This window comes from Pseudomonas kairouanensis, assembly GCF_004682055.1.
Lineage (GTDB): Bacteria > Pseudomonadota > Gammaproteobacteria > Pseudomonadales > Pseudomonadaceae > Aquipseudomonas > Aquipseudomonas kairouanensis.
In genome coordinates this window covers 43,789-68,393 of sequence record NZ_QUZU01000038.1, presented here as the reverse complement: position 1 = coordinate 68,393, position 24,605 = coordinate 43,789, and the positions used below count along the sequence as shown (strand labels likewise).

The following is a 24,605-nucleotide window of genomic DNA, read 5'->3' as shown; positions in this document are numbered from 1 at the left end:
CCCCAATCGTGCTACCGGTGCGGCGGCTTTTATAACGAAATGGGCACGACACTGAGGTTGGACTATAAAGGATGCACGTTTTTTCCGCTGCGCGACCACCGGGTCAATAACTGAATAACCCAGACATGCAGTTTATTGACGTACGACACTAATCCTATGGAAAAGAGGTGCTAGCATAGAGCCATCAGTTCGACCTCAGCATGCACCCTAACTAGTAGTCAGGATATGACCGAGCCAGAAGACCCCAGCCGTGAGCGTCTCAAGCACCATTTTGCCCAGCGGGTAATTCATCAGGCACGTCAAATTCTTGAGATCTGGCAACGCCTGCAACGCAGCGAATGGTCCACCGCCGACCTCTCAGAACTCAGCGAAGCCAACCTGCGCCTACTGCGTTTTGCCGAGCGTTTCGAACAGCCCGAACATGGCCAACTGGCGCGACATATCGGTGAATCGCTCAAACAGGTGGACGAAAATCGTGGCCGCCTCAGCAGCCAACTGATCACCGAACTCAACCGTTTGATGCAACGCCTGTCCCGCACCGGCCTGCGCCAGGGCGACCAGCTGGAGCAAACCTTCCTGCCGCCGATGCGCAAGCCGATCTACGTGATGCTGGCCGATCACGACCGCGCCGAGCGCCTGGCCAAGCAGCTGGAATTCTTTGGCATGAGCGCCCAGTCCCTGGACAGTGTGGCGGCGTTTCGCGCCTCCATGGCCGAGCGCTTGCCGTCGGCCATTGTGATGGACGTGGATTTTTGCGGCGCAGGCCTGGGCCTCAAACTCGCCGCCGAAGCCCAGGAAGGCCTGGAGCAGAAGCTGCCGCTGCTGTTTTTCAGCCTGCACGAAACCGACACCCCCACCCGCCTGGCGGCCGTACGCGCCGGAGGCCAGGAGTTCCTCACGGGTACGCTGGAAGCCTCCAGCCTGCTGGAAAAGATCGAAGTCCTCACCTGTGTCGCCCAGTACGAACCCTATAAGGTGCTGATCATCGACGACTCGCGGGCCCAGGCGCTGCACACCGAACGCCTGCTCAACAGTGCCGGTATCGTCACCCGCACCCTGATTGAACCGATCCAGGCCATGGCCGAGCTGGCGGACTTCCAGCCCGACCTGATCATCCTCGACATGTATATGCCCGCCTGTACCGGTACCGAACTGGCCAAGGTGATCCGCCATAACGACCGTTATGTGAGCGTGCCGATCATCTACCTGTCGGCCGAAGACGACCTGGACAAGCAACTGGACGCCATGAGCGAAGGCGGCGACGACTTCCTCACCAAGCCGATCAAGCCACGCCACCTGATCACCACTGTGCGCAACCGCGCTGCCCGCGCCCGCCACCTCAAGGCACGCATGGTGCGCGACAGCCTGACCGGCCTGTACAACCACACCCATATCCTGCAATTGCTCGAAGACTGCAGCTTCCGCGCCCGTCGCGAGAACAAGCCGCTGAGCTTTGCCATGCTCGACATCGACCACTTCAAACGGGTCAATGACAGCCACGGCCACCCCATGGGCGATCGCGTGATCAAGAGCCTGGCGCTGTTTCTCAAGCAGCGCCTGCGCAAGACCGACTTTATCGGGCGCTATGGCGGTGAAGAGTTCGCCATTGTGATGCCCGACACCGACCTGGAATCGGCCTGCAAGGTGCTGGATGAAATTCGCGGCCGCTTTGCTGAAATCCACTACCCGGCCCAACCCCAGGACCTGTGGTGCACCTTCAGCGCAGGGCTGGTGGAGCTGTGCGACGGTTCCGACAGCCTGATGATGGCAGCCCAGGCCGACGAAGCGCTATACCGCGCAAAGGATGCCGGACGCAATCGCGTGCAGGCCGCGCGCACGTCAAAGCAAAGTGCCATCTTTTCACCGGATTCCACTGATTCGGTCATAACGTTGTAATGGAAACGCAATAACTTCAGGCACTTATCTTTTGCTGTCGGTTGAAACCCCGCATGCGCCTGAAGCTGCTGACCAATCTCAACACCCTTCTACTGGTGGCCGTGTGCCTGGCACTCGGGGCCACACTCTGGTGGTCGCAACGGGCGCTGGAGCGTCCGTATCTGCTGATGGAGCGCTACCTGGGCCTGTCGCAAACCTTTCAGAACCAGGCCGCGCGCAATATCGACGACTACCTGGCCAGCGGCGACGCCCTGCGCTTGAGCAGCGCCAGTCAAAGCCTGGAAAGCCTGCTGCAACACCTGGATGAGCTGCCCGCCGACCTGGCGCAAACCCTGCGCCCGAGCCTGGCGGACCTGGACACCTTCAGCAAGACCGACCTCTTGGCCGCCGGCAAACTGGCGGGCGACCCGCAAGCCCTGCTGCTGCAAGCCGAGCGCGAACTGGGCGCGAACCTGGAGCAACTGAGCCAGTACGCATTGGGCGTGAACACCCCGGACGCCGCGCGCTACCTGCCGCCTTTGCTCGCCGCGTCACAACACCTGGGCAAACTGTCCCTGGCCCGCGACAAGCTGGTGACCAGCGGCCGTGCAGAGCTGGCTGACGATGTGGAACGTGAAGTCGCCAATATCCGCAACCAGGCCGACCTGCTGGAACAACTGCCACTACTGGGCGTAAAAGCCAGCGCCGAATCCAGTGCCGATGATTTCTCCGCCTTGATGGGCCTGGAAAACAGCGAAAAAGCCGAAACCCAGGACACCGCCGTCGACCTCAAGCGCGAACTCAACAGCCTGCTCACCCGCTACCCCGCCGAACTCAAGCGCACCCGCGCGCAGATCCAACAGCGGGCCGACCTGGCCAGCGCCACCCACCTGAAAATCAACGCCGTGCAGCACGCCATTGCTGGCCTGGAACCGGTGGTGCGCGCCCAGCACGGCCAGATTCAGGGCGAAGTACGTGTGATGCAGGGCGTAATGATCGGCCTGATCCTGCTGATCGCCTTGCTGATCGACACCCTGCAACGGCGCCTGGCGCGGGTACTGACCAATCTGGCACCCTCCCTGTCGACCTGGGCCGAAGGAGATTTCAGCCAGCCGATCGCCTTGGGCAAGACCAACCGCGAACTGCACGATATCGAAGCCTCGCTGAACCGCCTGCGCGCTTACCTGGTGGCGTTGGTGGGTACCATTCGCGGCAATGCCGAAGAAGTCGCCGGCAGCAGCCGCGCCCTGGCCGAACTGAGCAGCGGCCTGCACGACGGTGCCGAACGCCAGGCGGGGGACACGGCGCAGATCCGTGACTCACTGGGCGAACTGGAAGCCACCATTCAACAAGTGGCAGGCGATGCCAGCCAGGCCGCCGGCGCCAGCCGCAGCGCCGGGGAAGCCGTGGAACAGGGCCAGCGCGTAATCGGCCTGAGTCTGACCGGGCTGCATGCGTTGGTGGGCGAAGTGCAGCAAAACGCGCAGATGATCGAGAAACTCGCCGAAGAATCCGCCACCATCGGCGGCGTACTCACGGTGATTCGCTCGATTGCCGACCAGACCAACCTGCTGGCCCTCAACGCGGCCATCGAAGCGGCCCGCGCCGGTGAAGCCGGGCGCGGTTTTGCGGTGGTGGCCGACGAAGTCCGCTCCCTGGCCCAGCGCACCGCTGGCGCCACGGCAGAGATCCAAACCTTGATCGCCGGCCTGCAAAGCGCGGCCCATCAATCCGTAGAAGGCATGCGTGCCCAGGTCGAGCACGCTGAAGCCACCGCCCAGCAGGCCCAGGCGGCCGATGGCGCGCTGGATGAAATCGTCGGCGCGATCCAGACCATTTCCGACACGGCCGTGCGGATTGCCGATGTGACGGCGCAGCAGAGTGGGGCGGTGAGCGAGATTCGGGATAACAGTGAGCGGATTCACCGGTTGGGTGAGGATAATTTGCTTAGGATTGGTCAGGGCCGAAGCCAGGGTGAGCATCTGTTGGTGCTGGGTGGGCAGCTCAATACGGCTGTACAAGCCTTCCGCGTCTAGCTCAATCATGTGCCAAGTGAAGATCAAAATGTGGGAGGGGGCTTGCCCCCGATAGCGGTGTATCAGTCTCAATATAGGTAACTGACACACTGCTATCGGGAGCAAGCCCCCTCCCACATTTAATCCTCAATGGATTCAAGACTGTGTTGCCAATGACCGGATCCAAGGCCCTAGTCACAAATTTTGCGCTATCCTCGCTAATCGTGCTGCCTACTGCATAGAACTGGACAGTCACAAAGGCTTTGCGGCATAGTCGCCGGGTTCTGCCGTACCCACATCAACAACAAGGAACAGCCGATGGCGACCTTTCTGGTTCTGCACGGACCCAACCTGAACCTGCTCGGCACCCGTGAACCGGGCGTCTACGGGGCAGTCACCCTGGAACAGATCAACCTCGATCTGGAACGCCGGGCCCGTGAAGCTGGCCACCATCTGCTCTACCTGCAAAGCAACGCCGAGTACGAATTGATTGATCGCATCCATGCCGCGCGCGGCGAAGGCGTGGACTTTATCCTGATCAATCCCGCCGCTTTTACGCACACAAGCGTTGCATTACGTGACGCGCTGCTGGCGGTGAGCATCCCATTCATCGAAGTGCATTTGTCGAACGTGCACAAACGCGAAGCTTTCCGCCATCACTCCTACTTCTCCGATGTAGCAGTAGGCGTGATCTGCGGCCTTGGCGCCAGCGGTTACCGACTGGCCCTGGAGGCCGCCCTGGAACAACTTGAACAACCGGCCAAGCGCCCCTGACCGACCCTTGGGAGTTGATGATTCATGGATATCCGTAAAGTTAAGAAACTGATCGAGCTGCTGGAAGAATCCGGTATCGACGAGCTGGAAATCAAGGAAGGCGAAGAGTCCGTACGGATCAGCCGCCACAGCAAGACCCCAGCCCAGCAGTTCTACGCACCACAGATGCAAGCACCGGCGCCTGCTGCTGCCCCGGCCGCTGCTCCTGCTGCCGCTGCCGCACCTGCTGCGCCAGCCGCGCCAGTGCTGAACGGCTTCGTGGTCAAGTCGCCAATGGTCGGTACTTTCTACCGTACCCCGGCACCGACCTCGCCAGCCTTCGTTGAAGTTGGCGCCACCGTGAAAGTGGGCGACACCATCTGCATCGTTGAAGCGATGAAAATGATGAACCACATCACCGCTGAAAAAGCCGGCGTCATCGAATCCATCCTGGTAGAAAACGGTCAGCCGGTTGAGTACGACCAGCCGCTGTTCACCATCGTTTGAACCGCGGAGCGCCTTCGATGTTGAAACCTGCGAAGAAACTGCAAAAAGTCCTGATCGCCAACCGCGGCGAGATCGCGCTGCGTATCCTGCGCGCCTGTAAGGAAGAGGGCATCAAGACCGTCGCTGTTTACTCGACGGCCGATACTGAATTGATGCACGTGAAACTGGCGGACGAAAGCATCTGCATCGGCCCGCCACTGGCCACGAACTCGTACCTGAAAGTGTCCAACATCATCGCGGCCGCTGAAGTGACCGGCGCTGATGGCATCCACCCTGGCTACGGCTTCCTCGCGGAAAACGCCGATTTCGCCGAACAAGTGGAAAAATCCGGCTTTGCCTTCATCGGCCCGAAAGCCGAAACCATTCGCCTGATGGGCGACAAGGTTTCTGCCAAGGACGCCATGATCGCCGCCGGCGTACCAACCGTTCCTGGCTCCGACGGCCCGCTGCCGGAAGACGAGGAAACCGCTCTGCGCATTGGTCGCGAAGTGGGCTACCCGGTGATCATCAAGGCCGCCGGTGGCGGTGGTGGTCGCGGTATGCGTGTTGTACACAAGGAAGAAGACCTGATCGAAGCCGCCAAGCAGACTCGCTCCGAAGCGGGCGCCTGGTTCGGCAACCCGATGGTCTACCTGGAAAAGTACCTGACCAACCCACGTCACGTGGAAGTGCAGGTTCTGTCCGACGGCCAGGGCCACGCCATCCACCTGGGCGACCGCGATTGCTCGCTGCAACGTCGTCACCAGAAGGTACTGGAAGAAGCGCCGGCACCGGGCCTGGACGAAAAAGCACGCGCCGAAGTACTGGCTCGTTGCGTCAAGGCGTGCATCGACATCAACTACCGTGGCGCCGGTACCTTTGAGTTCCTCTACGAGAACGGCCGTTTCTACTTCATCGAGATGAACACTCGTGTGCAGGTAGAGCACCCGGTTTCGGAGATGGTCACGGGTATCGACATCGTCAAGGAGATGCTGAGCATCGCCGCAGGCAACCCGCTGTCCTTCACCCAGGACGACGTGAAGATGCACGGCCACTCCCTGGAGTGCCGCATCAACGCCGAAGACCCGAAAACCTTTATCCCAAGCCCTGGCCTGGTCAAGCATTTCCACGCGCCCGGCGGCAACGGCGTACGTGTGGATTCGCACCTGTACAGCGGCTACAAGGTTCCGTCCAACTACGACTCGCTGATCGGCAAGCTGATCACCTGGGGCGCCACTCGTGATGAGGCCATGGCCCGCATGCGTAACGCCCTGGACGAAATCGTGGTAGACGGCATCAAGACCAACATCCCGCTGCACCGGGACCTGGTTCGTGATGAAGGCTTCTGCGAAGGTGGTGTGAACATTCACTACCTGGAACACAAGCTGGCCAACCAGTAAGTGCTCCACCCAACAAAGCCGCCTTCGGGCGGTTTTGTTGTTTCTGGCCCCCCTCTTTCAAGATTCACACAGGGCAAATGTGGGAGGGGCGGTGCGACGATTCGACTTGCCCCCGATAGCGGTGTGCCAGGCAACACATTCATCACTGACAGACCGCAATCGGGGGCAAGCCCCCTCCCACACTTGATGGGTGTGCAGTCAGTACAGTCGTGTTATTACGCGCGCTCGCGTAAACTTGCGCGCTTTCGCAGCCACTCCCCGCTGCACATTCAATTTTTTCAAAGGTGCCCGCCATGCCTTGGCTGCAAGTCCGTCTCGCCATCAGCCCAGAACAAGCCGAAACCTATGAAGACGCGTTCCTCGAAGTGGGCGCTGTGTCGGTGACCTTCATGGACGCCGAAGACCAGCCGATCTTCGAACCCGAGCTCAATACCACCCCGCTGTGGTCCCACACCCACCTGCTGGCCTTGTTCGAAGACGGCACCGATGCCGCCAGCGTGCTGGCCCATATGGAACTGCTCACCGGCGGCCCACTGCCGGAGCATCACAGCGAAGTGATCGAAGACCAGGACTGGGAACGCAGCTGGATGGACAATTTCCAGCCGATGCGTTTCGGCCAGCGCCTGTGGATCGTGCCGAGCTGGCACGCCGCCCCTGAGCCGGATGCGGTCAACCTGCTGCTGGACCCAGGCCTGGCGTTCGGCACCGGCACCCACCCCACCACCGCACTGTGCCTGGAATGGCTCGATGGCCAGGACCTGACCGACAGCAACGTGCTGGACTTCGGCTGCGGCTCGGGGATCCTGGCGATTGCCGCCCTGCTGCTGGGCGCCAAGGAGGCCGTGGGCACCGATATCGACGTGCAGGCCCTGGAAGCGTCCCGCGATAATGCCGGGCGCAACAATATTGCTGAAGGCAAGTTCCCACTCTACCTGCCTGAGGACCTGCCCCAGGTGCAGGCCGATGTGCTGGTGGCCAATATCCTCGCCGGACCGCTGGTTTCCCTGGCGCCGCAGCTGTCGAGCCTGGTCAAGCCGGGTGGTCGGCTGGCCCTGTCGGGCATCCTTGCCGAACAGGGTGAAGACGTGGCCGCGGCCTACGCGAAGGATTTCGAACTGGACCCGATCGCCAACCGCGATGGCTGGGTACGCATCAGCGGTCGTCGGCGCTAGAATGAGCGCTTGCCTGAATCGGATAGCCGCATGAGCGACAGCTTCGTCACCCAGTGCCCGCATTGCCAAACACGCTTTCGCGTCAGCCACGGTCAATTGAACGTGGCCCGTGGCGTGGTGCGCTGCGGCTCGTGCCTGCAAGTCTTCAACGCGGTGCGCCAGTTGATGGAGCAACGTGCTGCCGGCACGGCAACGCCTGAGCCTGAACTGCCGCAGGCCGCCGAGCCAGAGCCGCCACGGGCAATCAGCCAGAAACAGTGGACCGCCCAAGAGCTGGACCTGGACAGCCTGGACCTGGACGAAGAACTGGCCAAGCTGGAACGCCGCGAGATTCAGCACACGCTGCCGGTTGGTGCTGAACGTCGCCAACCCGGCGCCGACCGTCGGCAAAAAGACGATGCCCTCAGCGCCAGCCGCGACACGGCCAAGGCCGAAGAGGAAAAGTGGGCCGCCAGCCTGTTCAGCGAGCCGCCGCAGGAGCGCGCCCAGGCCGTCGAAGATGAGCCTGAGCCGACCAACGCCCCTGCGACCAGGCAGCGCACCGAGCCGTCCATGTCGTTTCACACGGACGACCTGGATGACGAACCGCCGCTGCAGACCACGCACAACGATGACGACGACATCGACCCGCCGTTCACGCCACTGACCCACGCCGCTGAAGTAGCCGAACCCCAAGCGCATCCCCTGCCCCGCCGCAAGCGCCCGCGCGCCGAAAGCAGCGTTCACGATGACCTGCTCCAGGACCTGGAAGACGACCCGCTGCACCTCTACGCGCAAAAACGCCCGTCGAGCCTGGGCCGGCGCCTGCTCTGGATCCTGCTGGTGCTGCTCGCCGCCGCAGGCCTGGCAGGCCAATACATCGCCTACCAGTTCGACGACCTGGCCCGCCAGGACGCCTACCGCCCGTGGTTCCAGCAACTGTGCCCAACCTTGGGCTGCACCGTGCCATCGCGGGTAGACATCGCCCACATCAAGAGCAGCAACCTGGTGGTGCGCAGCCATCCGGACTTCGCCGGTGCGTTGGTAGTGGACGCGATCATCTATAACCGCGCGACCTTCTCCCAGCCGTTCCCGCTGCTGGAGCTGCGTTTTGCCGACCTGAACGGCGGCCTGATCGCCAGTCGTCGCTTCAAGCCCGCCGAATACCTCAGCGGCGAGCTGGCTGGCGTGAGCGAAATGCCTTCGCAAACGCCGATCCACATCTCCCTGGACATCCTCGATCCGGGCAATAAAGCCGTGAATTACAGCCTGAGTTTCCACTCCCCCGAGTGAAACGGTTCACGCCTTGAGGTTTGACGGCAGATTCTTGACTGAGCGGCTCGCAACCAAACCGGCGGCGATAAAGAAATAACTGTTCAGATTTTATCCAATTCAGCCTTTATCCAGTCATCGAGAGCGGGTATCATGCCAACCCTTTTTCGAACTCTAATGATCCGGCCCCACAACAGGGAAGTCCTATGTCGGCGGTACGCATCGGCCCATATACATTGCACAACGGCTTGATCCTCGCCCCTATGGCGGGCGTCACCGACCAGCCCTTTCGTCAGCTGTGCAAGCGTTTGGGCGCAGGTCTTGTAGTCTCGGAAATGGTCACCAGCGACATGAGCTTGTGGAACACCCGCAAATCGCGGATGCGCATGATCCACGAAGGTGATCCCGAGCCCCGCTCGGTACAGATCGCCGGTGGTGATGCACAGATGCTGGCGGATGCGGCCCGGGCCAATGTGGAGCTGGGGGCGCAGATCATTGACATCAACATGGGCTGCCCGGCCAAGAAGGTCTGCAACAAGGCCGCCGGTTCCGCCCTGTTGAAAGATGAGCAGTTGGTTGCCGAGATCCTGCAGGCCGTTGTCGCCGCAGTCGATGTGCCGGTGACCCTGAAGATCCGTACCGGTTGGGACCGGGACAACAAGAACGGCCTGACGGTGGCGAAGATCGCCGAACAGGCAGGAATTACAGCGCTGGCGGTACATGGCCGCACCCGCGCCGACCTTTATACCGGTGAAGCCGAGTACGACACCATTGCCGCGATCAAGCAGGCAGTGTCGATGCCGGTCTTTGCCAATGGCGACATCGATTCAGCCGAGAAAGCCCGGCGCGTGCTCAACGCAACCGGTGCCGATGGCTTGTTGATTGGCCGGGCCGCCCAGGGGCGGCCGTGGATTTTCCGTGAGATCGAGCACTTTTTGCGTACTGGCGAGGTCTTGCCGGCACCGGAGTTGATCGAGGTGGAACGTATTCTGCTAGAGCATCTGGCTGCCCTTCACACCTTCTATGGAGACGTGATGGGCGTGCGCATTGCTCGCAAGCATGTGGGTTGGTATCTCGCAACCCTGCCGGGCGCCAGGGAGTTTCGCGCCGGGTTCAATCGTTTGGATGAAACGCAAGCACAGGTCACCGCCGTTCGTGAGTTCTTTGCCGAACGAGACAAGAGCCTGAAAGCAGGGGATGCAGAGGGGGTGGCCGCATGACGATGATGACCGAGACTTTAGTGAGTGGAACAACACCCGTGAGCGACAACGTCAATTTGAAACAGCACCTCAACACGCCAAGCGAAGAAGGCCAGACCCTTCGCGGGAGTGTCGAGAAGGCGCTGCACAATTATTTCGCCCACCTAGAGGGCGCTTCCGTCACGGACGTGTACAACCTGGTGCTCTCCGAAGTCGAGGCACCCTTGCTCGAAAGCGTGATGAACTACGTCAAGGGCAACCAGACCAAAGCCAGTGAGCTCTTGGGCCTCAACCGTGGCACCTTGCGCAAAAAGCTCAAGCAGTACGATTTGTTGTAAGCATTCAATCAAACCAGAAAGGCGCCCGCGTAAAAAACGGTCGCCTTTTTTGCTGACTCCTTTGCTTTTGATGGAAATTGAAATGACCGACCAGACTACCCGCCTGCCGATCCGCCGCGCCTTGATCAGCGTTTCCGACAAGACCGGCATCCTCGAATTTGCCCGGGAGCTGGAAGCCCTGGGCGTGGAAATCCTCTCCACGGGCGGGACCTTCAAACTGCTGCAGGACAACGGCGTGGCCGCAGTGGAAGTGGCGGACTACACCGGTTTCGCAGAAATGATGGACGGTCGGGTCAAGACCCTGCACCCGAAAATCCACGGCGGCATCCTCGGCCGTCGCGGCACCGACGACGCAATCATGGCCGAGCACGGCATCAAGCCGATCGACCTGGTGGCCGTCAACCTCTACCCGTTCGAAGCCACCATCAACAAGCCAGGCTGCGACCTGCCGACCGCCATCGAAAACATCGATATCGGCGGCCCGACCATGGTTCGCTCGGCAGCCAAGAACCACAAAGACGTGGCCATCGTGGTTAACGCCAGTGACTACGCCAGCGTACTGGAAGGCCTCAAGGCCGGTGGCCTGACCTACGCCCAGCGTTTCGACCTGATGCTCAAGGCGTTCGAACACACCGCCGCCTACGACGGCATGATCGCCAACTACATGGGCACTGTTAACCAGGCCGCTGAAACCCTGAGCACTGAAGGCCGCAGCCAGTTCCCGCGCACCTTCAACAGCCAGTTCATCAAGGCCCAGGAAATGCGCTACGGTGAGAACCCGCACCAGAGCGCGGCGTTCTACGTGGAAGCCAAGCCTGCCGAAGTGGGCATCGCCACCGCGACCCAGCTGCAAGGCAAGGAACTGTCCTACAACAACGTGGCCGACACCGACGCCGCGCTGGAATGTGTGAAGAGCTTCGTCAAGCCAGCCTGTGTGATCGTCAAGCACGCCAACCCGTGCGGCGTGGCCGTCAGCCCGGACGCTGAAGGCGGTATCCGCCAGGCGTACGAACTGGCCTACGCCACCGACACCGAGTCGGCGTTCGGCGGCATCATCGCCTTCAACCGTGAGCTGGATGCCGAGACCGCCAAGGCGATCGTCGAGCGTCAGTTCGTGGAAGTGATCATCGCCCCGTCCGTGAGCGAAGAAGCCCGGGCCATCGTGGCCGCCAAAGCCAACGTGCGCCTGCTGGCCTGTGGCGAGTGGTCGGCTGACCGCGCGGCTGCGTGGGACTACAAGCGCGTCAACGGCGGCTTGCTGGTTCAGAGCCGCGACATCGGCATGATCGGCAGCGAAGACCTCAAGGTCGTGACCAAGCGCGCCCCGACCGAGCAAGAGATCAACGACCTGATCTTTGCCTGGAAAGTGGCCAAATACGTTAAATCCAACGCCATCGTCTACGCCAAGAACCGCCAGACCATCGGTGTTGGCGCTGGCCAGATGAGCCGCGTGAACTCGGCGCGCATCGCCGCGATCAAGGCTGAATACGCCGGTCTGCAGGTTGTAGGTTCGGTGATGGCTTCCGATGCGTTCTTCCCGTTCCGTGACGGCCTGGACAACGCCGCCAAGGCCGGTGTGACCGCCGTGATCCAACCGGGTGGTTCGATGCGTGACGCCGAGGTGATTGCTGCTGCCGACGAAGCCGGCATCGCCATGGTCTTCACTGGCATGCGCCACTTCCGCCACTAAACAGCACCGCTTTTCACCGGTAGGAGCGAGCTTGCTCGCGAAGAACTTGAGGACGATGGGGGGTGTCAGGTTTCCCCCTTTATCGTTGACGAATTTCGCGAGCAAGCTCGCTCCTACAGAAAAGCACAGCGTTTCTCAGAGGTTTTTGAAATGAATGTTTTGATCATTGGCAGCGGTGGCCGTGAACACGCCCTGGCCTGGAAAGTTGCCCAGGACCCACGCGTCCAAAAGGTTTTCGTCGCCCCCGGCAACGCCGGCACCGCCATTGAAGCCAAGTGCGAGAACGTTGCTATCGACGTGCTGGCCCTTGAGCAACTGGCCGACTTTGCTGAAAAAAATGTCTCGCTGACCATCGTCGGCCCGGAAGTGCCATTGGTTGCTGGCGTCGTGGACCTGTTCCGCAGCCGCAACCTGGACTGCTTCGGCCCAACCGCTGGTGCTGCCCAACTGGAAGGCTCCAAGGCCTTCACCAAGGACTTCCTGGCACGCCACAAGATCCCTACCGCCGATTACCAGAACTTCACCGAGATCGAGCCGGCCCTGGCTTACCTGCGTGAAAAAGGTGCGCCGATCGTGATCAAGGCCGATGGCCTGGCCGCCGGTAAAGGCGTGATCGTTGCCATGACCCTGCAGGAAGCCGAAGACGCCGTACGCGACATGCTCGCCGGTAACGCCTTTGGTGATGCCGGTTCGCGCGTTGTCATCGAAGAGTTCCTCGACGGCGAAGAAGCCAGCTTTATCGTGATGGTCGACGGCAAGAACGTGCTGCCGATGGCCACCAGCCAAGACCACAAACGCGTCGGCGACGCCGACACTGGTCCGAATACCGGCGGCATGGGGGCTTACTCCCCTGCCCCAGTGGTGACGGCAGACGTGCACAAACGCGTGATGGACCTGGTGATCTGGCCAACCGTGCGTGGCATGGCCGCTGAAGGCAATGTGTACACCGGTTTCCTGTACGCCGGCCTGATGATCGACAAAGCCGGTAACCCGAAGGTTATCGAGTTCAACTGCCGCTTCGGCGACCCGGAAACCCAACCGGTGATGCTGCGCCTGCAGTCGAGCCTGGTGTTGCTGGTAGAAGCCGCCCTGGCCCAGGCCCTGGACAAGGTTGAAGCACAGTGGGACCCGCGCCCAAGCGTCGGCGTTGTGCTGGCGGCCGGCGGTTACCCTGCCGACTACGCCAAGGGCGACGTGATTGAAGGCCTGGACGCGGCTGCTACGCTGGAAGGCAAGGTGTTCCATGCGGGCACCGCGCTCAAGGATGGCAAGGTCGTAACCGCAGGTGGCCGCGTACTGTGCGCTACCGCCATGGGCACCAGTGTCGACGCCGCGCAACAACAGGCGTACAAGCTGGCCGCGAAAATCGACTGGAACGGCTGTTTCTACCGCAACGACATCGGCTACCGCGCCATCGCCCGTGAACGAGGCGAGAACCAGTAAGCAGCGGCTGTCAGTAGCTATCCGTTCGGTTAGGCAAGGGCCTGTGGCCCTTGCCGTATAAAGGCCTGCCGCGCATAGTTAACCCCGTGCATCAACCTACGAAGGGATTTCGCCGTGCGCTGGCTCAGGATCGCCATAGGTTTTACTGTCAGTCTGCTGACGCTGCTCTGCCTGTTCCCGGCCCAGGCCGCCGCGCAAGGCAGTGGCTGGGCAGTATTGCTTGATGAACAGGCCGACCTGCAACTGAGCGACATCCGTTCCTCGCGCTACACCAATCAATTCAGCCCCATCGAACTGGACCGGATCACCGCCGCCGCGCCGGACGGTGCGTTGTGGGTACGCTTCAAGCTGCAACCGGGCAAACACGAACAGATCCTGCGGGTATTCGCCCCGGACCTGTCCCACCTGAGCCTCTATGTACTCGATGGCGACACCCTGGTGGAACAGCAGAGCACCGGCACGCGCCAGCCCCAGGCTGAACGCCCCCTGCCCAGCAGCGATTTCATGCTGCCGATGCCCCAGAGCCAGAAACCCCTTGAGGTCTACCTGCGCCTGGTCTCCGAACACGAACTGCGCCCGTATATCACCCTGGAACCGGCCGTCCTCGCCGCCGCCAACCAGACCCAAACGCTGATCTACGGCCTGTTGTTCGGCTGCCTGCTGATGCTGATCCTGCACAACCTCACACGCTTTGCCTACCACCGCTCCCGCAGCAGCCTATGGCTGGCGGCCTGCGAAGCCCTGTTGATGCTGAGCCTGGCGCTGCTGCTTAACCTGGTGGGCCCGTGGCTGCCCAACTGGCATGCAATCCAGACACCGGGCGCGTACCTGGCACTGCTGCTGACCGCGCCGTGCGGGCTGATGTTTGCCTATCGCTTCTTCATGCCCCTGGGGCCGCACCCACTGAACAAGCTGCTGATGGCCGATATCCTGTTTATCGTGCTGTGCGGCCTGTTGCTGCTGTTCGTCAACACCCTGCCGCTGAACATCATCACCTATGCCCTGGTGGCGCTGGCCGGCTTGAGCATGCTGTTCGTGTCGGGCTATCACTGGCAAAAAGGCTACCGCCCGGCGCGTTTGTTCGTGGCGGCGATGGTGGTGTTCAACATCGGCACGCTGATCATCCTGCCTGCATTACTAGGCCTCACGCTGTTGGCGCCCCAAGGCTTGATCCTGACCCTGCTCGGCTTTATCTGCCTCAGCGGCCTATTGATGAGCCTGGCCCTGGGCGAACGCCAGCGGGCAATTGTGGAGGCACGCTTCAGCCTCAGCCGCGACCTGGCCGCCAGCAATGCCGAAATCGCCGCCAAGGCTGAGTTCCTGGCCAAGATCAGCCACGAAATCCGCACCCCCATGAACGGCGTGCTGGGCATGACCGAACTGTTGCTGGGTACGCCTTTGTCGGTGAAACAACGGGACTATGTACAAACCATCCACAGCGCCGGCAATGAACTGCTCACGTTGATCAATGAAATACTCGATATCTCCAAGCTCGAATCCGGGCAGATCGAACTGGACGACGTGCAGTTCGACCTCAATGCGCTCATCGACGACTGCCTGAGTATCTACCGCGCCAAGGCCGAGCAGCAGAATGTCGAGCTGATCAGCTTTATCCAGCCCCAGGTACCCCGCGTCATCAGTGGCGACCCAACCCGTCTGCGCCAGGCCATGTTGAGCCTGTTGGAGAACGCCCTGCAAAAAACCGACGAAGGCGAAGTGCTGATCGTGGTTGCCCTGGATGACCGCAGCACCAAGCCGCGCCTGCGCATTGCCGTGCAAGACAGCGGCTTGCCGATGGAAGCCGCCGAGCGCGACGCGTTGCTGCACAGCGAACTGCACAGCAAGAACTTCCTCTCGGCCACCCGCCTGAGCGGCCACCTGGGCCTGGTCATCGCCCGCCAGCTGATCCTGTTGATGAACGGCGAGTTCGGCATCAAGAGCGGCAGCCATCAGGGCAGCACCTTGTGGCTGACCTTGCCGCTGGACCCGGAACGCCTGGAACACCCAACCAGCGACCTCGACGGCCCACTCAAGGACGCCCGTGTACTGGTGGTGGACGACAACGACACCTGCCGCAAGGTGCTGGTGCAGCAATGCAGCGCCTGGGGCCTGAATGTCAGCGCCGTGCCATCGGGCAAGGAAGCCCTGGCGTTGCTGCGCACCAAGGCGCACCTGCGCGACTACTTCGACGTGGTGCTGCTGGACCAGAACATGCCCGGCATGACTGGCATGCAACTGGCGGCCAAGATCAAGGAAGACCCTAGCCTGAACCACGACATCCTGCTGATCATGCTCACCGGCATCAGCAACGCGCCAAGCAAGATCATCGCGCGCAACTGCGGGATCAAGCGCATCCTCGCCAAACCGGTGGCCGGCTATACGCTCAAGACCACCCTGGCCGACGAACTGGCCCAGCGCAGCAAAGGCGGCGTACCACCACGCCCGGCCCTCAGCGCACCGGCGGCCGTTACCGTACCGGCGGACTTCCGCATTTTGGTGGCTGAAGACAACAGCATCTCCACCAAAGTGATTCGCGGCATGCTGGGCAAGCTCAACCTCAACCCGGACACCGCCAGCAACGGCGAAGAAGCCCTGGAAGCGATGAAAGCCCAGCGTTACGACCTGGTGTTGATGGACTGCGAAATGCCGATCCTCGATGGCTTCTCGGCAACCCAGCAACTGCGGGCGTGGGAGGTCAGCCACCAGCGGATTCGCACACCGGTGGTGGCGCTGACGGCGCATATCCTGTCGGAGCACAAAGAGCGTGCGCGGCAAGCCGGGATGGATGGGCATATGGCCAAGCCGGTGGAGTTGTCGCAGTTGCGCGAGTTGGTGGAGTTTTGGGTGGCGCAGCGTCAACAGCGCCCCGAGCACGCCCCTTCCTAGCGTTGAAATGCAGTCAAATGTGGGAGGGGGCTTGCCCCCGATAGCGGTGTGTCAGCCAATACATCTGTAGCTGACAGACCGCAATCGGGGGCAAGCCCCCTCCCACATTTGATCTCTTTCGCCTGATAGACTCGATACACCTTCCCTGCCGCGAGCCGCCCTCATGCTCCACGTGTTATTCAGCGTCTACCTGAAAATGCTGGTGCTCTACAGCCCGTTCTTCGTGCTGTCCTGCTTTATCAGCCTGACCCGTGGCTACTCCAACAAAGAGCGACGGCGCCTGGCGTGGAAGGTGGCGTTGGCGACGCTGGTGTCGAGCGTGCTGCTTTACCTGTTCGGCCGGGTGATTTTCAGTGTGTTCGGCATCACCGTGGATGCCTTCCGCATTGGCGCCGGCAGTGTGCTGTTCATCTCCGCCCTGGGCATGGCCCAGGGCAAGTCGGCAGTGCAAAGCGACAATGTGCAGCAGGACGTAACCATCGTGCCGCTGACCATTCCCCTCACCGTCGGCCCAGGCACCATCGGTGCGCTGCTGGTGATGGGCGTGAGCCAGCCCCATTGGGATGACAAGCTCACCGCCATCCTCAGCATCGCCCTGGCCAGCCTCACGGTGGGCGTGGTGCTGTATTTGTCCAACCGCATCGAACGTATTCTCGGCGACCAGGGCTTGCAGATTGTCAGTCGGTTGATGGGCCTGTTCGTGTGTGCCCTCGCCGCGCAAATCATCTTCACCGGGGTGCGTGGCTACCTGGTGCCCTAGATCCGGTATTTGGCGATTGCCAGCTGCACTTTGTCACCTGCGCTCTCGCGCATCAGTTGGATGGTTTTTTCATTGACCACCGAGGTGTTGAGCACAAGGCACGTCTGCCCGCTGAATGCCTCGACCGATGAACTGTCCCACTCCAGGAATGGCACACCCACCTGCTTGCTCACCTCCTGGGAGCTGTAAGTCACCAGCACCATCGTCACTTCGCCTGCGGTTTCGGCGCAGGACGCCAAACCGAAATCGCCGCCCTGATGCACCGTGCAATTGCGCTTGAACAACTCGAACGATGCCGGTTGCTGCTTGAGCGCTTCCAGCGCATCGGCTGCCAGCTTGGGCAGCACATTGAGCAGTGGCCCCGCCAGCGCAGTCGAGGCCAGCATGCCCGCAATCATGTTCAGCGCTGCCCACTGGACCGTCAGCCCCTTGCCAGCGCTTGAGACCCGCTCAAAGCTGCTGCGCAGCGGTAGCCAGCCCAGGCTGACCATCACCTTGATAAATTCGTCGTACCAGCCTTCGGTGCCGCGCTGAACCTTCAATACATCGCTCACATAGCTACTGGCGAGCAAGTAGCTTTTACGAATGTATTCGCGGTTCAACGCCGACATGCCTTCTACAAACGAGATGACCCCGTTGTTCACCACGGCGGCGTTGCAGTCATCCTCGATGTCCACCGGCACGGCCGGGGTGATCACTGGCGACCCCGGCAGCTTGTAGGCGGCAATCAGTTTTCGCCGCTTGGCACTGATGATCCTTTTGTGATGTCGCTCCATTTCCCGTTCTCCACAAGCACCCCAACGTGGGGCTTGCTCTCACACTAGTCCAGCTGCCAACGGGCTTTCCATGCCACAAACATGCCTCAGAGCAGTGGCGTGGAACACGCTGCGCAGCGATCACGGGGCTGCGGTGAACGTCTTCGACAAAAAAAGAAAAAGCCCCGAATAACAGTGGGTAATCACCCAGTGTCATTCGGAGCTTTCAGACGACTGCCAAGCCGTTTTCAGCTCGGTGGTTTTTCGCCATACCAGCGCGGCGTGTACACCCACTCACCGCCACCGGCACGCGGGAACACGCAGGTGGTGGATGAGCCAATCAGCACCATGGTGCGCATGTCCACCTGATCGGGCGTCAGTTGCCCCAGGGTGGTGGTGCGCAGCGTCTGGCCGGGGCGGCCGATATCACGGCCCAGCACTACCGGTGTGGCAGGCGTGCGGTGCTGCGCAACGATTTCCAGCGCGCGCCCCAATTGCCAAGGCCGCGAGCGGGAGATGGGGTTGTAGAACGCCAATGCCAGGTCGGCCTGGGACGCGAGGTCCAGGCGTTTCTCGATGATCGACCAGGGCTTGAGGTTGTCCGACAGCGACATCACGCAGAAGTCATGCCCCAACGGCGCGCCAGCCTGGGCGGCGGTGGCCAGCGAGGCCGACACCCCCGGCAGGATTTCCAGGTCGACCTGATGCCAGGCCGGGTCGCTGGACTCGTGCAACGCCTCGATCACCGCAGCGGCCATGGCAAATACGCCAGGGTCGCCGGACGACACCACCACCACCGAACGCCCTTGGGCAGCCAGCTCAAACGCGTGGCGCGCACGCTGCATTTCTTCGCGGTTATCGGTGCAGTGCTGCACTTGATCGTCCCGGAACGGGCCGGCCATGCGCACGTAGGTTTCATAGCCCAGCACGTCGGTGCAGCGCGCCAGTTCGGCCTTCACCGCCGGTACCATCAACTCGGCGGCGCCAGGGCCCAGGCCGATAACGGCGAGACGGCCACGCAAACGGCCGACTTGAGACAGGTCCAGTGGCTGTTCGGCCACGTCGATGACGATATCGGCCTGCTGACTGATGCGGGTAAAACGCAGCGGCACACCCAGTTCCAACGCGGCGTCATGCAACGACGCCTCGGCCATCTGCGTATCGCAGGCCAGCAGGCACGCCAGGGCTTGCACCGCAATCCCCGCCTCGTGCAACGCGCCGCGAATTCGCTCGGCCAACCGCTCGCCGGGCTTGCAGGTTACGCTGACGTTTTTCGGGTAGATCACCAGTTCATTGGCCGCAGGCAGGCGCTCGGCACTGCCCACATGAATCGCCAGGCGTGCCTGTTGATCCTGGGGCAAATGGGCCTGGTCCAGCCACGGTGCAGCGCCTTCGATACGCACAGGTTCGCCAGCCAGCAGATCGGAAACGAAGCGCTTGCCCAGCTCCAGGTCGGCCAGCTCATAGCCGCTTGGCGGGTTGAGCAGGCAAGTGCCGAAACGCAGTTCCCCACTGGTGGTGATCGCAGCGGCAACATTCAATGCCGCGCCGATCTCACGCGCCATGACGTTTACACCGCCCAGGCCACCGAGCAACGGCACCACGGCACTGCCGTCTTCGGCCACGGCCAGCACGGCAGGCTCTTCGCCTTTCTCCAGCAACAACGGCGCAAGGGTACGGATGACGATACCGGCAGCGCACAGGGCCACCAGCGGCGTGCCTTGTTGATAAAGCTGACGCAGGGTTGAGCCGAACTCGCTGTAGGCCAGGTCGGCGCCCTCAACCCGTCCGGCCAGGCCATGGATCAGCGCGCCGGGGTAAACCTGCTGGATCTTGCGCGCAGTGGCCAGGCTGCCCTGGCCCAAAATGACAATCGCCGGGCTCATCAACCTTGCCACCGTTCACCGGGCACGATGATCAGCGAGAAGTACGGCGACGACGAAGGGTCCACCTGGTCCAGCGGCACGATCTTCTGGTTGGCCATGGTGGCGCGCTCCACATACAGCGCGCGCCCGGCCAAACCGAGTTCTTCCAGCACCTGGCGCACCTTGGGGAAGTTGCGCCCCAGCTTCATGATCACCGCCGCGTCAGCATCGGCCAGGCGGCGTTTGAGGTCGTCATGGGGCAACACGCCCGAGAGCACCGACAGGCTCTGGTTGCGATACACCAGCGGCGCGCCCAGCACCGAGGCGCCACCGAGCATCGAACACACGCCAGGGATGACCTGTGCCTGGTAGCGCTCGGCGAGGCGGTCGTGCAGGTACATGTAGGAGCCGTAGAAGAACGGGTCGCCTTCGCAGATCACCGCCACATCGCGACCGGCATCCAGGTGCGCTGCCACGTCGACCGCCGCCGCGTCGTAGAAATCGCTGATCACTTGCTCATACGACATCGGCGCCGGCAGCACTTCGGTGGTCACCGGGTACACCAGCGGCATCAGGGTCTGCTGTGGCACCAGGTGGTCTTCGATGATGCCGAAGGCGTTGCCCTTTTTGCCCTTGGCCACGAAGTACGCCACCACGGGCGATTCACGCAGCAGGCGCAGCGCCTTGAGGGTGATCAGTTCCGGGTCGCCGGGGCCGACGCCCAGGCCGATCAAACGTCCGCGAGCCGGCATTATTCGACCTCCGTGGCCAGGGCGTTGACCGCCGCAGCGGCCATCGCACTGCCGCCCAGGCGGCCCTGCATGATCACGAATGGCACGCCACAGCTGTCGGCAGCCAGCATTGCCTTGGATTCGGCGGCGCCGACAAAACCCACTGGGAACCCGAGGATCAACGCCGGTTTCGGCGCGCCTGCGTCAATCATTTCCAACAGGTAGAACAAGGCGGTTGGCGCGTTGCCGATCACCACCACGCTGCCTTCCAGGTGCGGACGCCACAGTTCCAGGGCGGCGGCGGAACGGGTGTTGCCCAACTCCCGCGCCAGTTCCGGCACGCTGTCGTCGCGCAGGGTGCAGATCACCTCGTTATTGGCCGGCAGGCGCGCACGGGTCACGCCTTCGGAGACCATCCGCGCATCGCACAGAATCGGCGCGCCAGCGGCCAGCGCATCACGCCCGGCTTTACCTGCACCTTCGGAGAATTGCAGGCCATCGATGGCCTCGACCATGCCGCAGGCATGAATCACCCGCACCGCGAGTTTTTCCAGGTCAGCCGGGATACGGTCCAACTTGGCTTCCGCGCGAATAATGGCGAAGGAGTTGCGATAGATCTCCTGACCGTCGCGGATGTAATCAATCATCGGTGTTGCTCCGTGGGCGGGCGCGCAGCAAGGCGCCCGTCGCTTCAATAGAAAGGGCGTGCGCGTGCAGCCGGCCAAAGCCTGGGTGGGCTGCATCGCGAAAATAGAGGTCGTAGTGGCCGGGGCTCACCGCCAGCAAGGTGACGGGCGCGGTGTGTGCAGCGGCGCAGGAGCGCGGGCAGCCGGACAGGTGCACGTCATGGCCCGGATGCAGCGCGGCCAGTTGCACGGCGTCGGCCTTGGTGTCGGCCAATGCTTTGCCACAGCCGCTGGAACCCGTGCACGCAGTCATGTGCGCCAGGGGCTGATCGACTGAACACAGAAAACCAAGCTGCGCCAGGCGCTCGGTCACGACGTGGGGCTTTTCGACGTAGGGCAGCAACACGCCCTGCCAGGGAGTGAAACGCAGGGTGCCGTCGCCATAGTCGCTGGCCAGTTGTGCGGCGCCTTTGAGCATCGTCGAATCCAGGCGGCCCAAGGGGGCGATGGCGGCTACGTAAAACTGATTTTTTTGCGCCTGTGGATAAGTGCCGAGGTGCAGCAAGGCGCCGCTGGGCGGGCGTTTGAAGCCATCCGGCGGCAGCAACGGCAGGCTGAGATGGCTCAATAACTTATCCACAGCCAGATGACGCATACGGGTCTGCTCTGGCGTGGCGAGGTCGAGAAACGCCTCCAGCACGGCCACCACCAGTGCGTGGCCCTGCTCCAGCGGCACGGCGGCGATTGGCGCATCCAGCCCTGGGCAACCGGCAAGCCCGAACGCAAGCAGCGTCTGGCCGTCTCGCACAAACGCCGACAGCCACAGGTCATGGTGATGTTCGAGCATCGCCAGGTCTTCGCCGCCATCCAATTGCACGGCGAACTTGGCCGACAACTCATGGAAGCGCGGGTGGCTTTGCAGGGTATTGAGGATCTGCTCGGCCAGCGGCCGTGTGTCGAACAGCATCTGTGGGTCGATGCCGGCGCTGGGGCTGAGCATCAGGTTGCGTACATCGTCACCGGCAGCGTTGTTGGGGCCCAGGTCAGCCGCCAGCAACATCGCAATCAATGCGTTCTCTTCAGTGCCAATGCCGCGAATCTGCAGGTTGGCACGGTTGGTCGCCTCGATCACCCCGCCCGCGTAGGCCTGGGCCGCATCCGCCACCGCATGGGCCTGCTGTGCGGTGATGGAACCACCGGCCAGTTTGATCCGGCAAATGCCGCCGTCCAACGCCTGGACAATACGCAGCAACCCCGGACAAGCCGAGGGGCGCAAGGTATTCACAGCGGGCGTTGGGTTCACAGGGCTACCGGTTGACGGGTAAAGGCGCGGTATTATGCCTGCTTTGTCCGGCGGCATGAAAAGCCTGCCCGTCGGATGTCGTTCAAGGAATCTTTATGTCGCCCTGGCTGACGGTTGTAGGCATCGGTGAAGACGGCTTCAAGGGGCTGGGCAAAAATGCCCGGCATGCCTTGTTGCGCGCCACGCGCATTATAGGTGCTCAGCGCCAGTTGGACCTGTTGCCGGTGTGTATTCGTGGCGAGCGGGCGTTGTGGCCCAGCCCGTTTTCGCTGGAACCGGTGTTGGCGCGGCGTGGTGAGCCTGTGTGTGTGCTGGCCAGCGGTGATCCGATGTTTTATGGCGTGGGCGCCAGTTTGGCGCGGCAGGTGGGGGCGGATGAGCTGTTGATATTGCCGGCGCCTTCGTCGGTGTCGCTGGCAGCGGCGCGGTTGGGCTGGCCGTTGCAGGAGGTGGTGACACTGTCTGTAGTCGCCCGGCCATTGGCGGCGCTGAATGCGCATCTGGCCAGTGGCGTACGGCTGTTGGTGTTGAGCAACGACGGGCGCAGTCCGGCCTTGATTGCGGCGATGTTGGCTGAATGCGGGTTTGGGCCAAGCCGCTTGAGTGTGTTTGAACACCTGGGCGGCGCGGAAGAAAAGCGTATCGACGGGCTAGCCCAGTGCTGGGAACACGCCTCGGTGGCCGATTTGAACCTGCTCGCCATCGACTGCCTGGCGGATGCGAATACTCCACGGTTTTCCCGTGTTGGCGGCCTGCCCGACTCGGCCTTCAAACACGACGGCCAACTGACCAAACGCGATGTACGCGCCATGACCCTGGCCCGCCTCGCCCCCATGCCCGGCGAACTGCTGTGGGACGTGGGCGCGGGCAGCGGCTCCATCGGCATCGAATGGATGCGCACCCACCCCAGCTGCCGCGCCCTGGCGATTGAAGCCGACGAAGGCCGCCAAGGCCTGATCGAACACAACCGCGACGTCCTCGGCGTGCCCGGTCTGCAACTGATCCGCGGCAAAGCCCCGGCTGCCCTGCAAGGCCTGGAAGCCCCGGACGCCATCTTCATTGGCGGTGGCGTCACCCGCGACGGCGTGCTCGAGACCTGTTGGCAACACCTGCGGCCGGGCGGCCGATTGGTCGCCAACGCTGTGACCCTGCAAAGCGAAATGACCTTGATGAACTGGCGCGCCCAGCATGGCGGCGAACTGACCCGCATCCACGTTGCCCAGGCGCAAGCGTTGGGGGCGTTCGATACCTGGCGGCAAGCGTTGCCGATCACCTTACTGGAAGTGGTCAAGCCGCTATGAAACGCATCCTGCTGCTGGGTGGCGTGACCGAAGCACTGGCCATCGCCCGCACCCTGGGCCCGGAACATATCTACAGCCTGGCCGGGGTTGGACGGGTGCCGACTGACCTGATCTGCCAAGTGCGGGTCGGTGGTTACGGTGGGGCTGAGGGCCTGGCGCAGTTTGTTCGGGATGAGGGGATCAGCCTGATTCTCGACGCGACCCACCCGTACGCGGCGCAGATCAGTCGCAACGCGGCCGAGGCTGCACGGTTGAGCGGCGTGCCTTGTTGGGCGCTGCGCCGACCGGCGTGGCAGCCGCAGGTCGGGGATGACTGGCGCGAAGTCAGCGATTGGGCTGAGTTGATAGAAGCGCTCAAACCGTTCAAGCGCCCGTTGTTCACGTTGGGGCGTGAGCCGTTGCAGCACTTGGATGAAATCCCGTCGGAGCAATTCTGGACACTGCGCGCATTGGATGTGTATCCGGGCAATAAGCGGTGCGAAGTGATTGGCGCACGGGGGCCGTTTTTGATCGAGGATGAGCGTGCGCTATTCGAGCGCCGTGGCATTGATGTGCTGATCAGCAAGAACAGTGGCAGCACCGCGACGGAGCCGAAGCTGGAAGTGGCGCGCGAACGTGAGGTGCCGGTGTTGGTGTTGAAGCGGCCGGGGTTGGCGGCGGTGGATCGAGAGCTTTTGTCGCTCGCAGAAACAATCGATGCATTGGCAGATTTCACTCGATAGATCAGGATCATCCGCCAGCTCTATCAACTCTAAT

General features: G+C 62.2%; 20 protein-coding genes. 15 read left to right on the top strand and 5 right to left on the bottom strand.

Translation table 11 applies throughout. The features are described 5' to 3' along the window. The first annotated feature begins 225 nt into the window (after positions 1 to 225). From DYL59_RS24240 to DYL59_RS24175, 13 genes are all read left to right on the top strand, one after another. A complete protein-coding gene (locus tag DYL59_RS24240; protein WP_135291446.1) occupies positions 226 to 1,896 on the top strand; it encodes a response regulator in 1,671 nt (556 codons plus the stop codon). Positions 1,897 to 1,949: 53 nt separating this feature from the next. Continuing rightward, positions 1,950 to 3,911 carry a methyl-accepting chemotaxis protein gene (locus DYL59_RS24235; protein ID WP_135291445.1) on the top strand — a complete coding sequence of 654 codons (1,962 nt, stop codon included), beginning with the start codon at positions 1,950 to 1,952 and terminating at the stop codon, positions 3,909 to 3,911. Positions 3,912 to 4,208: 297 nt separating this feature from the next. Further along, positions 4,209 to 4,664 (top strand): type II 3-dehydroquinate dehydratase, encoded by a 456-nt coding sequence (gene aroQ / locus DYL59_RS24230; RefSeq protein WP_056860456.1) that lies wholly within the window; start codon positions 4,209 to 4,211, stop codon positions 4,662 to 4,664. A 24-nt stretch (positions 4,665 to 4,688) separates the two neighbouring features. Beyond that, positions 4,689 to 5,150, top strand: coding sequence for an acetyl-CoA carboxylase biotin carboxyl carrier protein (accB, locus tag DYL59_RS24225; RefSeq protein WP_122718896.1), 462 nt, complete (start codon positions 4,689 to 4,691; stop codon positions 5,148 to 5,150). 17 nt (positions 5,151 to 5,167) lie between these two features. Then, positions 5,168 to 6,529, top strand: coding sequence for an acetyl-CoA carboxylase biotin carboxylase subunit (gene accC / locus DYL59_RS24220; RefSeq protein ID WP_135291444.1), 1,362 nt, complete (start codon positions 5,168 to 5,170; stop codon positions 6,527 to 6,529). Positions 6,530 to 6,822: 293 nt separating this feature from the next. Then, positions 6,823 to 7,701 (top strand): 50S ribosomal protein L11 methyltransferase, encoded by an 879-nt coding sequence (prmA, locus tag DYL59_RS24215; RefSeq protein WP_135291443.1) that lies wholly within the window; start codon positions 6,823 to 6,825, stop codon positions 7,699 to 7,701. Between the two features lie 30 nt (positions 7,702 to 7,731). Beyond that, the gene (locus DYL59_RS24210; protein ID WP_135291442.1) at positions 7,732 to 8,973 is read left to right on the top strand and encodes a DUF3426 domain-containing protein; all 1,242 of its coding nucleotides are present in this window, start codon (positions 7,732 to 7,734) and stop codon (positions 8,971 to 8,973) included. A 185-nt stretch (positions 8,974 to 9,158) separates the two neighbouring features. Beyond that, positions 9,159 to 10,172 carry a tRNA dihydrouridine synthase DusB gene (gene dusB, locus DYL59_RS24205; RefSeq protein ID WP_135291441.1) on the top strand — a complete coding sequence of 338 codons (1,014 nt, stop codon included), beginning with the start codon at positions 9,159 to 9,161 and terminating at the stop codon, positions 10,170 to 10,172. Then, complete coding sequence (gene fis, locus DYL59_RS24200) at positions 10,169 to 10,489, top strand: DNA-binding transcriptional regulator Fis (protein ID WP_002555375.1); 321 nt, start codon at positions 10,169 to 10,171, stop codon at positions 10,487 to 10,489. Before dusB ends, fis begins: the two co-directional genes overlap by 4 nt. An 82-nt stretch (positions 10,490 to 10,571) precedes the next feature. Next, entirely contained in the window at positions 10,572 to 12,179 is a 1,608-nt protein-coding gene (purH, locus tag DYL59_RS24195) for a bifunctional phosphoribosylaminoimidazolecarboxamide formyltransferase/IMP cyclohydrolase (RefSeq protein ID WP_135291440.1), read from the top strand. A 150-nt stretch (positions 12,180 to 12,329) separates the two neighbouring features. Further along, positions 12,330 to 13,622: a phosphoribosylamine--glycine ligase gene (gene purD / locus DYL59_RS24185; protein WP_135291439.1), complete on the top strand. Its 1,293-nt coding sequence runs from the start codon at positions 12,330 to 12,332 to the stop codon at positions 13,620 to 13,622. 114 nt (positions 13,623 to 13,736) lie between these two features. Further along, entirely contained in the window at positions 13,737 to 16,508 is a 2,772-nt protein-coding gene (locus DYL59_RS24180; protein WP_135291438.1) for a hybrid sensor histidine kinase/response regulator, read from the top strand. A gap of 163 nt (positions 16,509 to 16,671) precedes the next feature. After that, complete coding sequence (locus DYL59_RS24175) at positions 16,672 to 17,268, top strand: MarC family protein (RefSeq protein WP_017738529.1); 597 nt, start codon at positions 16,672 to 16,674, stop codon at positions 17,266 to 17,268. Here DYL59_RS24175 and DYL59_RS24170 read toward each other — a convergent pair. From DYL59_RS24170 to cobG, 5 genes are all read right to left on the bottom strand, one after another. Continuing rightward, positions 17,265 to 18,044 (bottom strand): hypothetical protein, encoded by a 780-nt coding sequence (locus DYL59_RS24170; protein ID WP_135291437.1) that lies wholly within the window; start codon positions 18,042 to 18,044, stop codon positions 17,265 to 17,267. The genes DYL59_RS24175 and DYL59_RS24170 overlap by 4 nt on opposite strands. A 227-nt stretch (positions 18,045 to 18,271) precedes the next feature. After that, positions 18,272 to 19,909 carry a precorrin-3B C(17)-methyltransferase gene (cobJ, locus tag DYL59_RS24165; RefSeq protein WP_135291436.1) on the bottom strand — a complete coding sequence of 546 codons (1,638 nt, stop codon included), beginning with the start codon at positions 19,907 to 19,909 and terminating at the stop codon, positions 18,272 to 18,274. Further along, positions 19,909 to 20,640 (bottom strand): precorrin-2 C(20)-methyltransferase, encoded by a 732-nt coding sequence (locus DYL59_RS24160; RefSeq protein WP_135291435.1) that lies wholly within the window; start codon positions 20,638 to 20,640, stop codon positions 19,909 to 19,911. The genes cobJ and DYL59_RS24160 overlap by 1 nt, the downstream gene beginning before the upstream one ends. Further along, a complete protein-coding gene (locus DYL59_RS24155) occupies positions 20,640 to 21,266 on the bottom strand; it encodes a precorrin-8X methylmutase (RefSeq protein ID WP_135291434.1) in 627 nt (208 codons plus the stop codon). Before DYL59_RS24155 ends, DYL59_RS24160 begins: the two co-directional genes overlap by 1 nt. After that, positions 21,259 to 22,605 carry a precorrin-3B synthase gene (gene cobG / locus DYL59_RS24150; RefSeq protein WP_135291433.1) on the bottom strand — a complete coding sequence of 449 codons (1,347 nt, stop codon included), beginning with the start codon at positions 22,603 to 22,605 and terminating at the stop codon, positions 21,259 to 21,261. Before cobG ends, DYL59_RS24155 begins: the two co-directional genes overlap by 8 nt. Before the next feature lie 38 nt (positions 22,606 to 22,643). On the opposite strand from cobG, the gene cbiE reads away from it, so the two are divergent. Then, positions 22,644 to 23,849, top strand: coding sequence for a precorrin-6y C5,15-methyltransferase (decarboxylating) subunit CbiE (cbiE, locus tag DYL59_RS24145; RefSeq protein WP_135291432.1), 1,206 nt, complete (start codon positions 22,644 to 22,646; stop codon positions 23,847 to 23,849). Next, entirely contained in the window at positions 23,846 to 24,571 is a 726-nt protein-coding gene (locus DYL59_RS24140) for a cobalt-precorrin-6A reductase (protein ID WP_135291431.1), read from the top strand. Before cbiE ends, DYL59_RS24140 begins: the two co-directional genes overlap by 4 nt. Positions 24,572 to 24,605 lie beyond the last annotated feature (34 nt).

What these genes read in the sequence shown, in the direction of transcription:
- purD (WP_135291439.1), top strand. Translation starts at nt 12,330, where the DNA reads ATGAATGTTTTGATCATTGGCAGCGGTGGCCGTGAACACGCCCTGGCC.
- prmA (WP_135291443.1), top strand. Translation starts at nt 6,823, where the DNA reads ATGCCTTGGCTGCAAGTCCGTCTCGCCATCAGCCCAGAACAAGCCGAA.
- DYL59_RS24175 (WP_017738529.1), top strand. Translation starts at nt 16,672, where the DNA reads ATGCTCCACGTGTTATTCAGCGTCTACCTGAAAATGCTGGTGCTCTAC.
- DYL59_RS24160 (WP_135291435.1), bottom strand. Translation starts at nt 20,640, where the DNA reads ATGCCGGCTCGCGGACGTTTGATCGGCCTGGGCGTCGGCCCCGGCGAC.
- DYL59_RS24210 (WP_135291442.1), top strand. Translation starts at nt 7,732, where the DNA reads ATGAGCGACAGCTTCGTCACCCAGTGCCCGCATTGCCAAACACGCTTT.
- DYL59_RS24235 (WP_135291445.1), top strand. Translation starts at nt 1,950, where the DNA reads ATGCGCCTGAAGCTGCTGACCAATCTCAACACCCTTCTACTGGTGGCC.
- aroQ (WP_056860456.1), top strand. Translation starts at nt 4,209, where the DNA reads ATGGCGACCTTTCTGGTTCTGCACGGACCCAACCTGAACCTGCTCGGC.
- fis (WP_002555375.1), top strand. Translation starts at nt 10,169, where the DNA reads ATGACGATGATGACCGAGACTTTAGTGAGTGGAACAACACCCGTGAGC.
- DYL59_RS24140 (WP_135291431.1), top strand. Translation starts at nt 23,846, where the DNA reads ATGAAACGCATCCTGCTGCTGGGTGGCGTGACCGAAGCACTGGCCATC.
- accC (WP_135291444.1), top strand. Translation starts at nt 5,168, where the DNA reads ATGTTGAAACCTGCGAAGAAACTGCAAAAAGTCCTGATCGCCAACCGC.
- cbiE (WP_135291432.1), top strand. Translation starts at nt 22,644, where the DNA reads ATGTCGCCCTGGCTGACGGTTGTAGGCATCGGTGAAGACGGCTTCAAG.
- purH (WP_135291440.1), top strand. Translation starts at nt 10,572, where the DNA reads ATGACCGACCAGACTACCCGCCTGCCGATCCGCCGCGCCTTGATCAGC.
- accB (WP_122718896.1), top strand. Translation starts at nt 4,689, where the DNA reads ATGGATATCCGTAAAGTTAAGAAACTGATCGAGCTGCTGGAAGAATCC.
- DYL59_RS24170 (WP_135291437.1), bottom strand. Translation starts at nt 18,044, where the DNA reads ATGGAGCGACATCACAAAAGGATCATCAGTGCCAAGCGGCGAAAACTG.
- cobG (WP_135291433.1), bottom strand. Translation starts at nt 22,605, where the DNA reads ATGCCGCCGGACAAAGCAGGCATAATACCGCGCCTTTACCCGTCAACC.
- DYL59_RS24240 (WP_135291446.1), top strand. Translation starts at nt 226, where the DNA reads ATGACCGAGCCAGAAGACCCCAGCCGTGAGCGTCTCAAGCACCATTTT.
- cobJ (WP_135291436.1), bottom strand. Translation starts at nt 19,909, where the DNA reads ATGAGCCCGGCGATTGTCATTTTGGGCCAGGGCAGCCTGGCCACTGCG.
- DYL59_RS24155 (WP_135291434.1), bottom strand. Translation starts at nt 21,266, where the DNA reads ATGATTGATTACATCCGCGACGGTCAGGAGATCTATCGCAACTCCTTC.
- dusB (WP_135291441.1), top strand. Translation starts at nt 9,159, where the DNA reads ATGTCGGCGGTACGCATCGGCCCATATACATTGCACAACGGCTTGATC.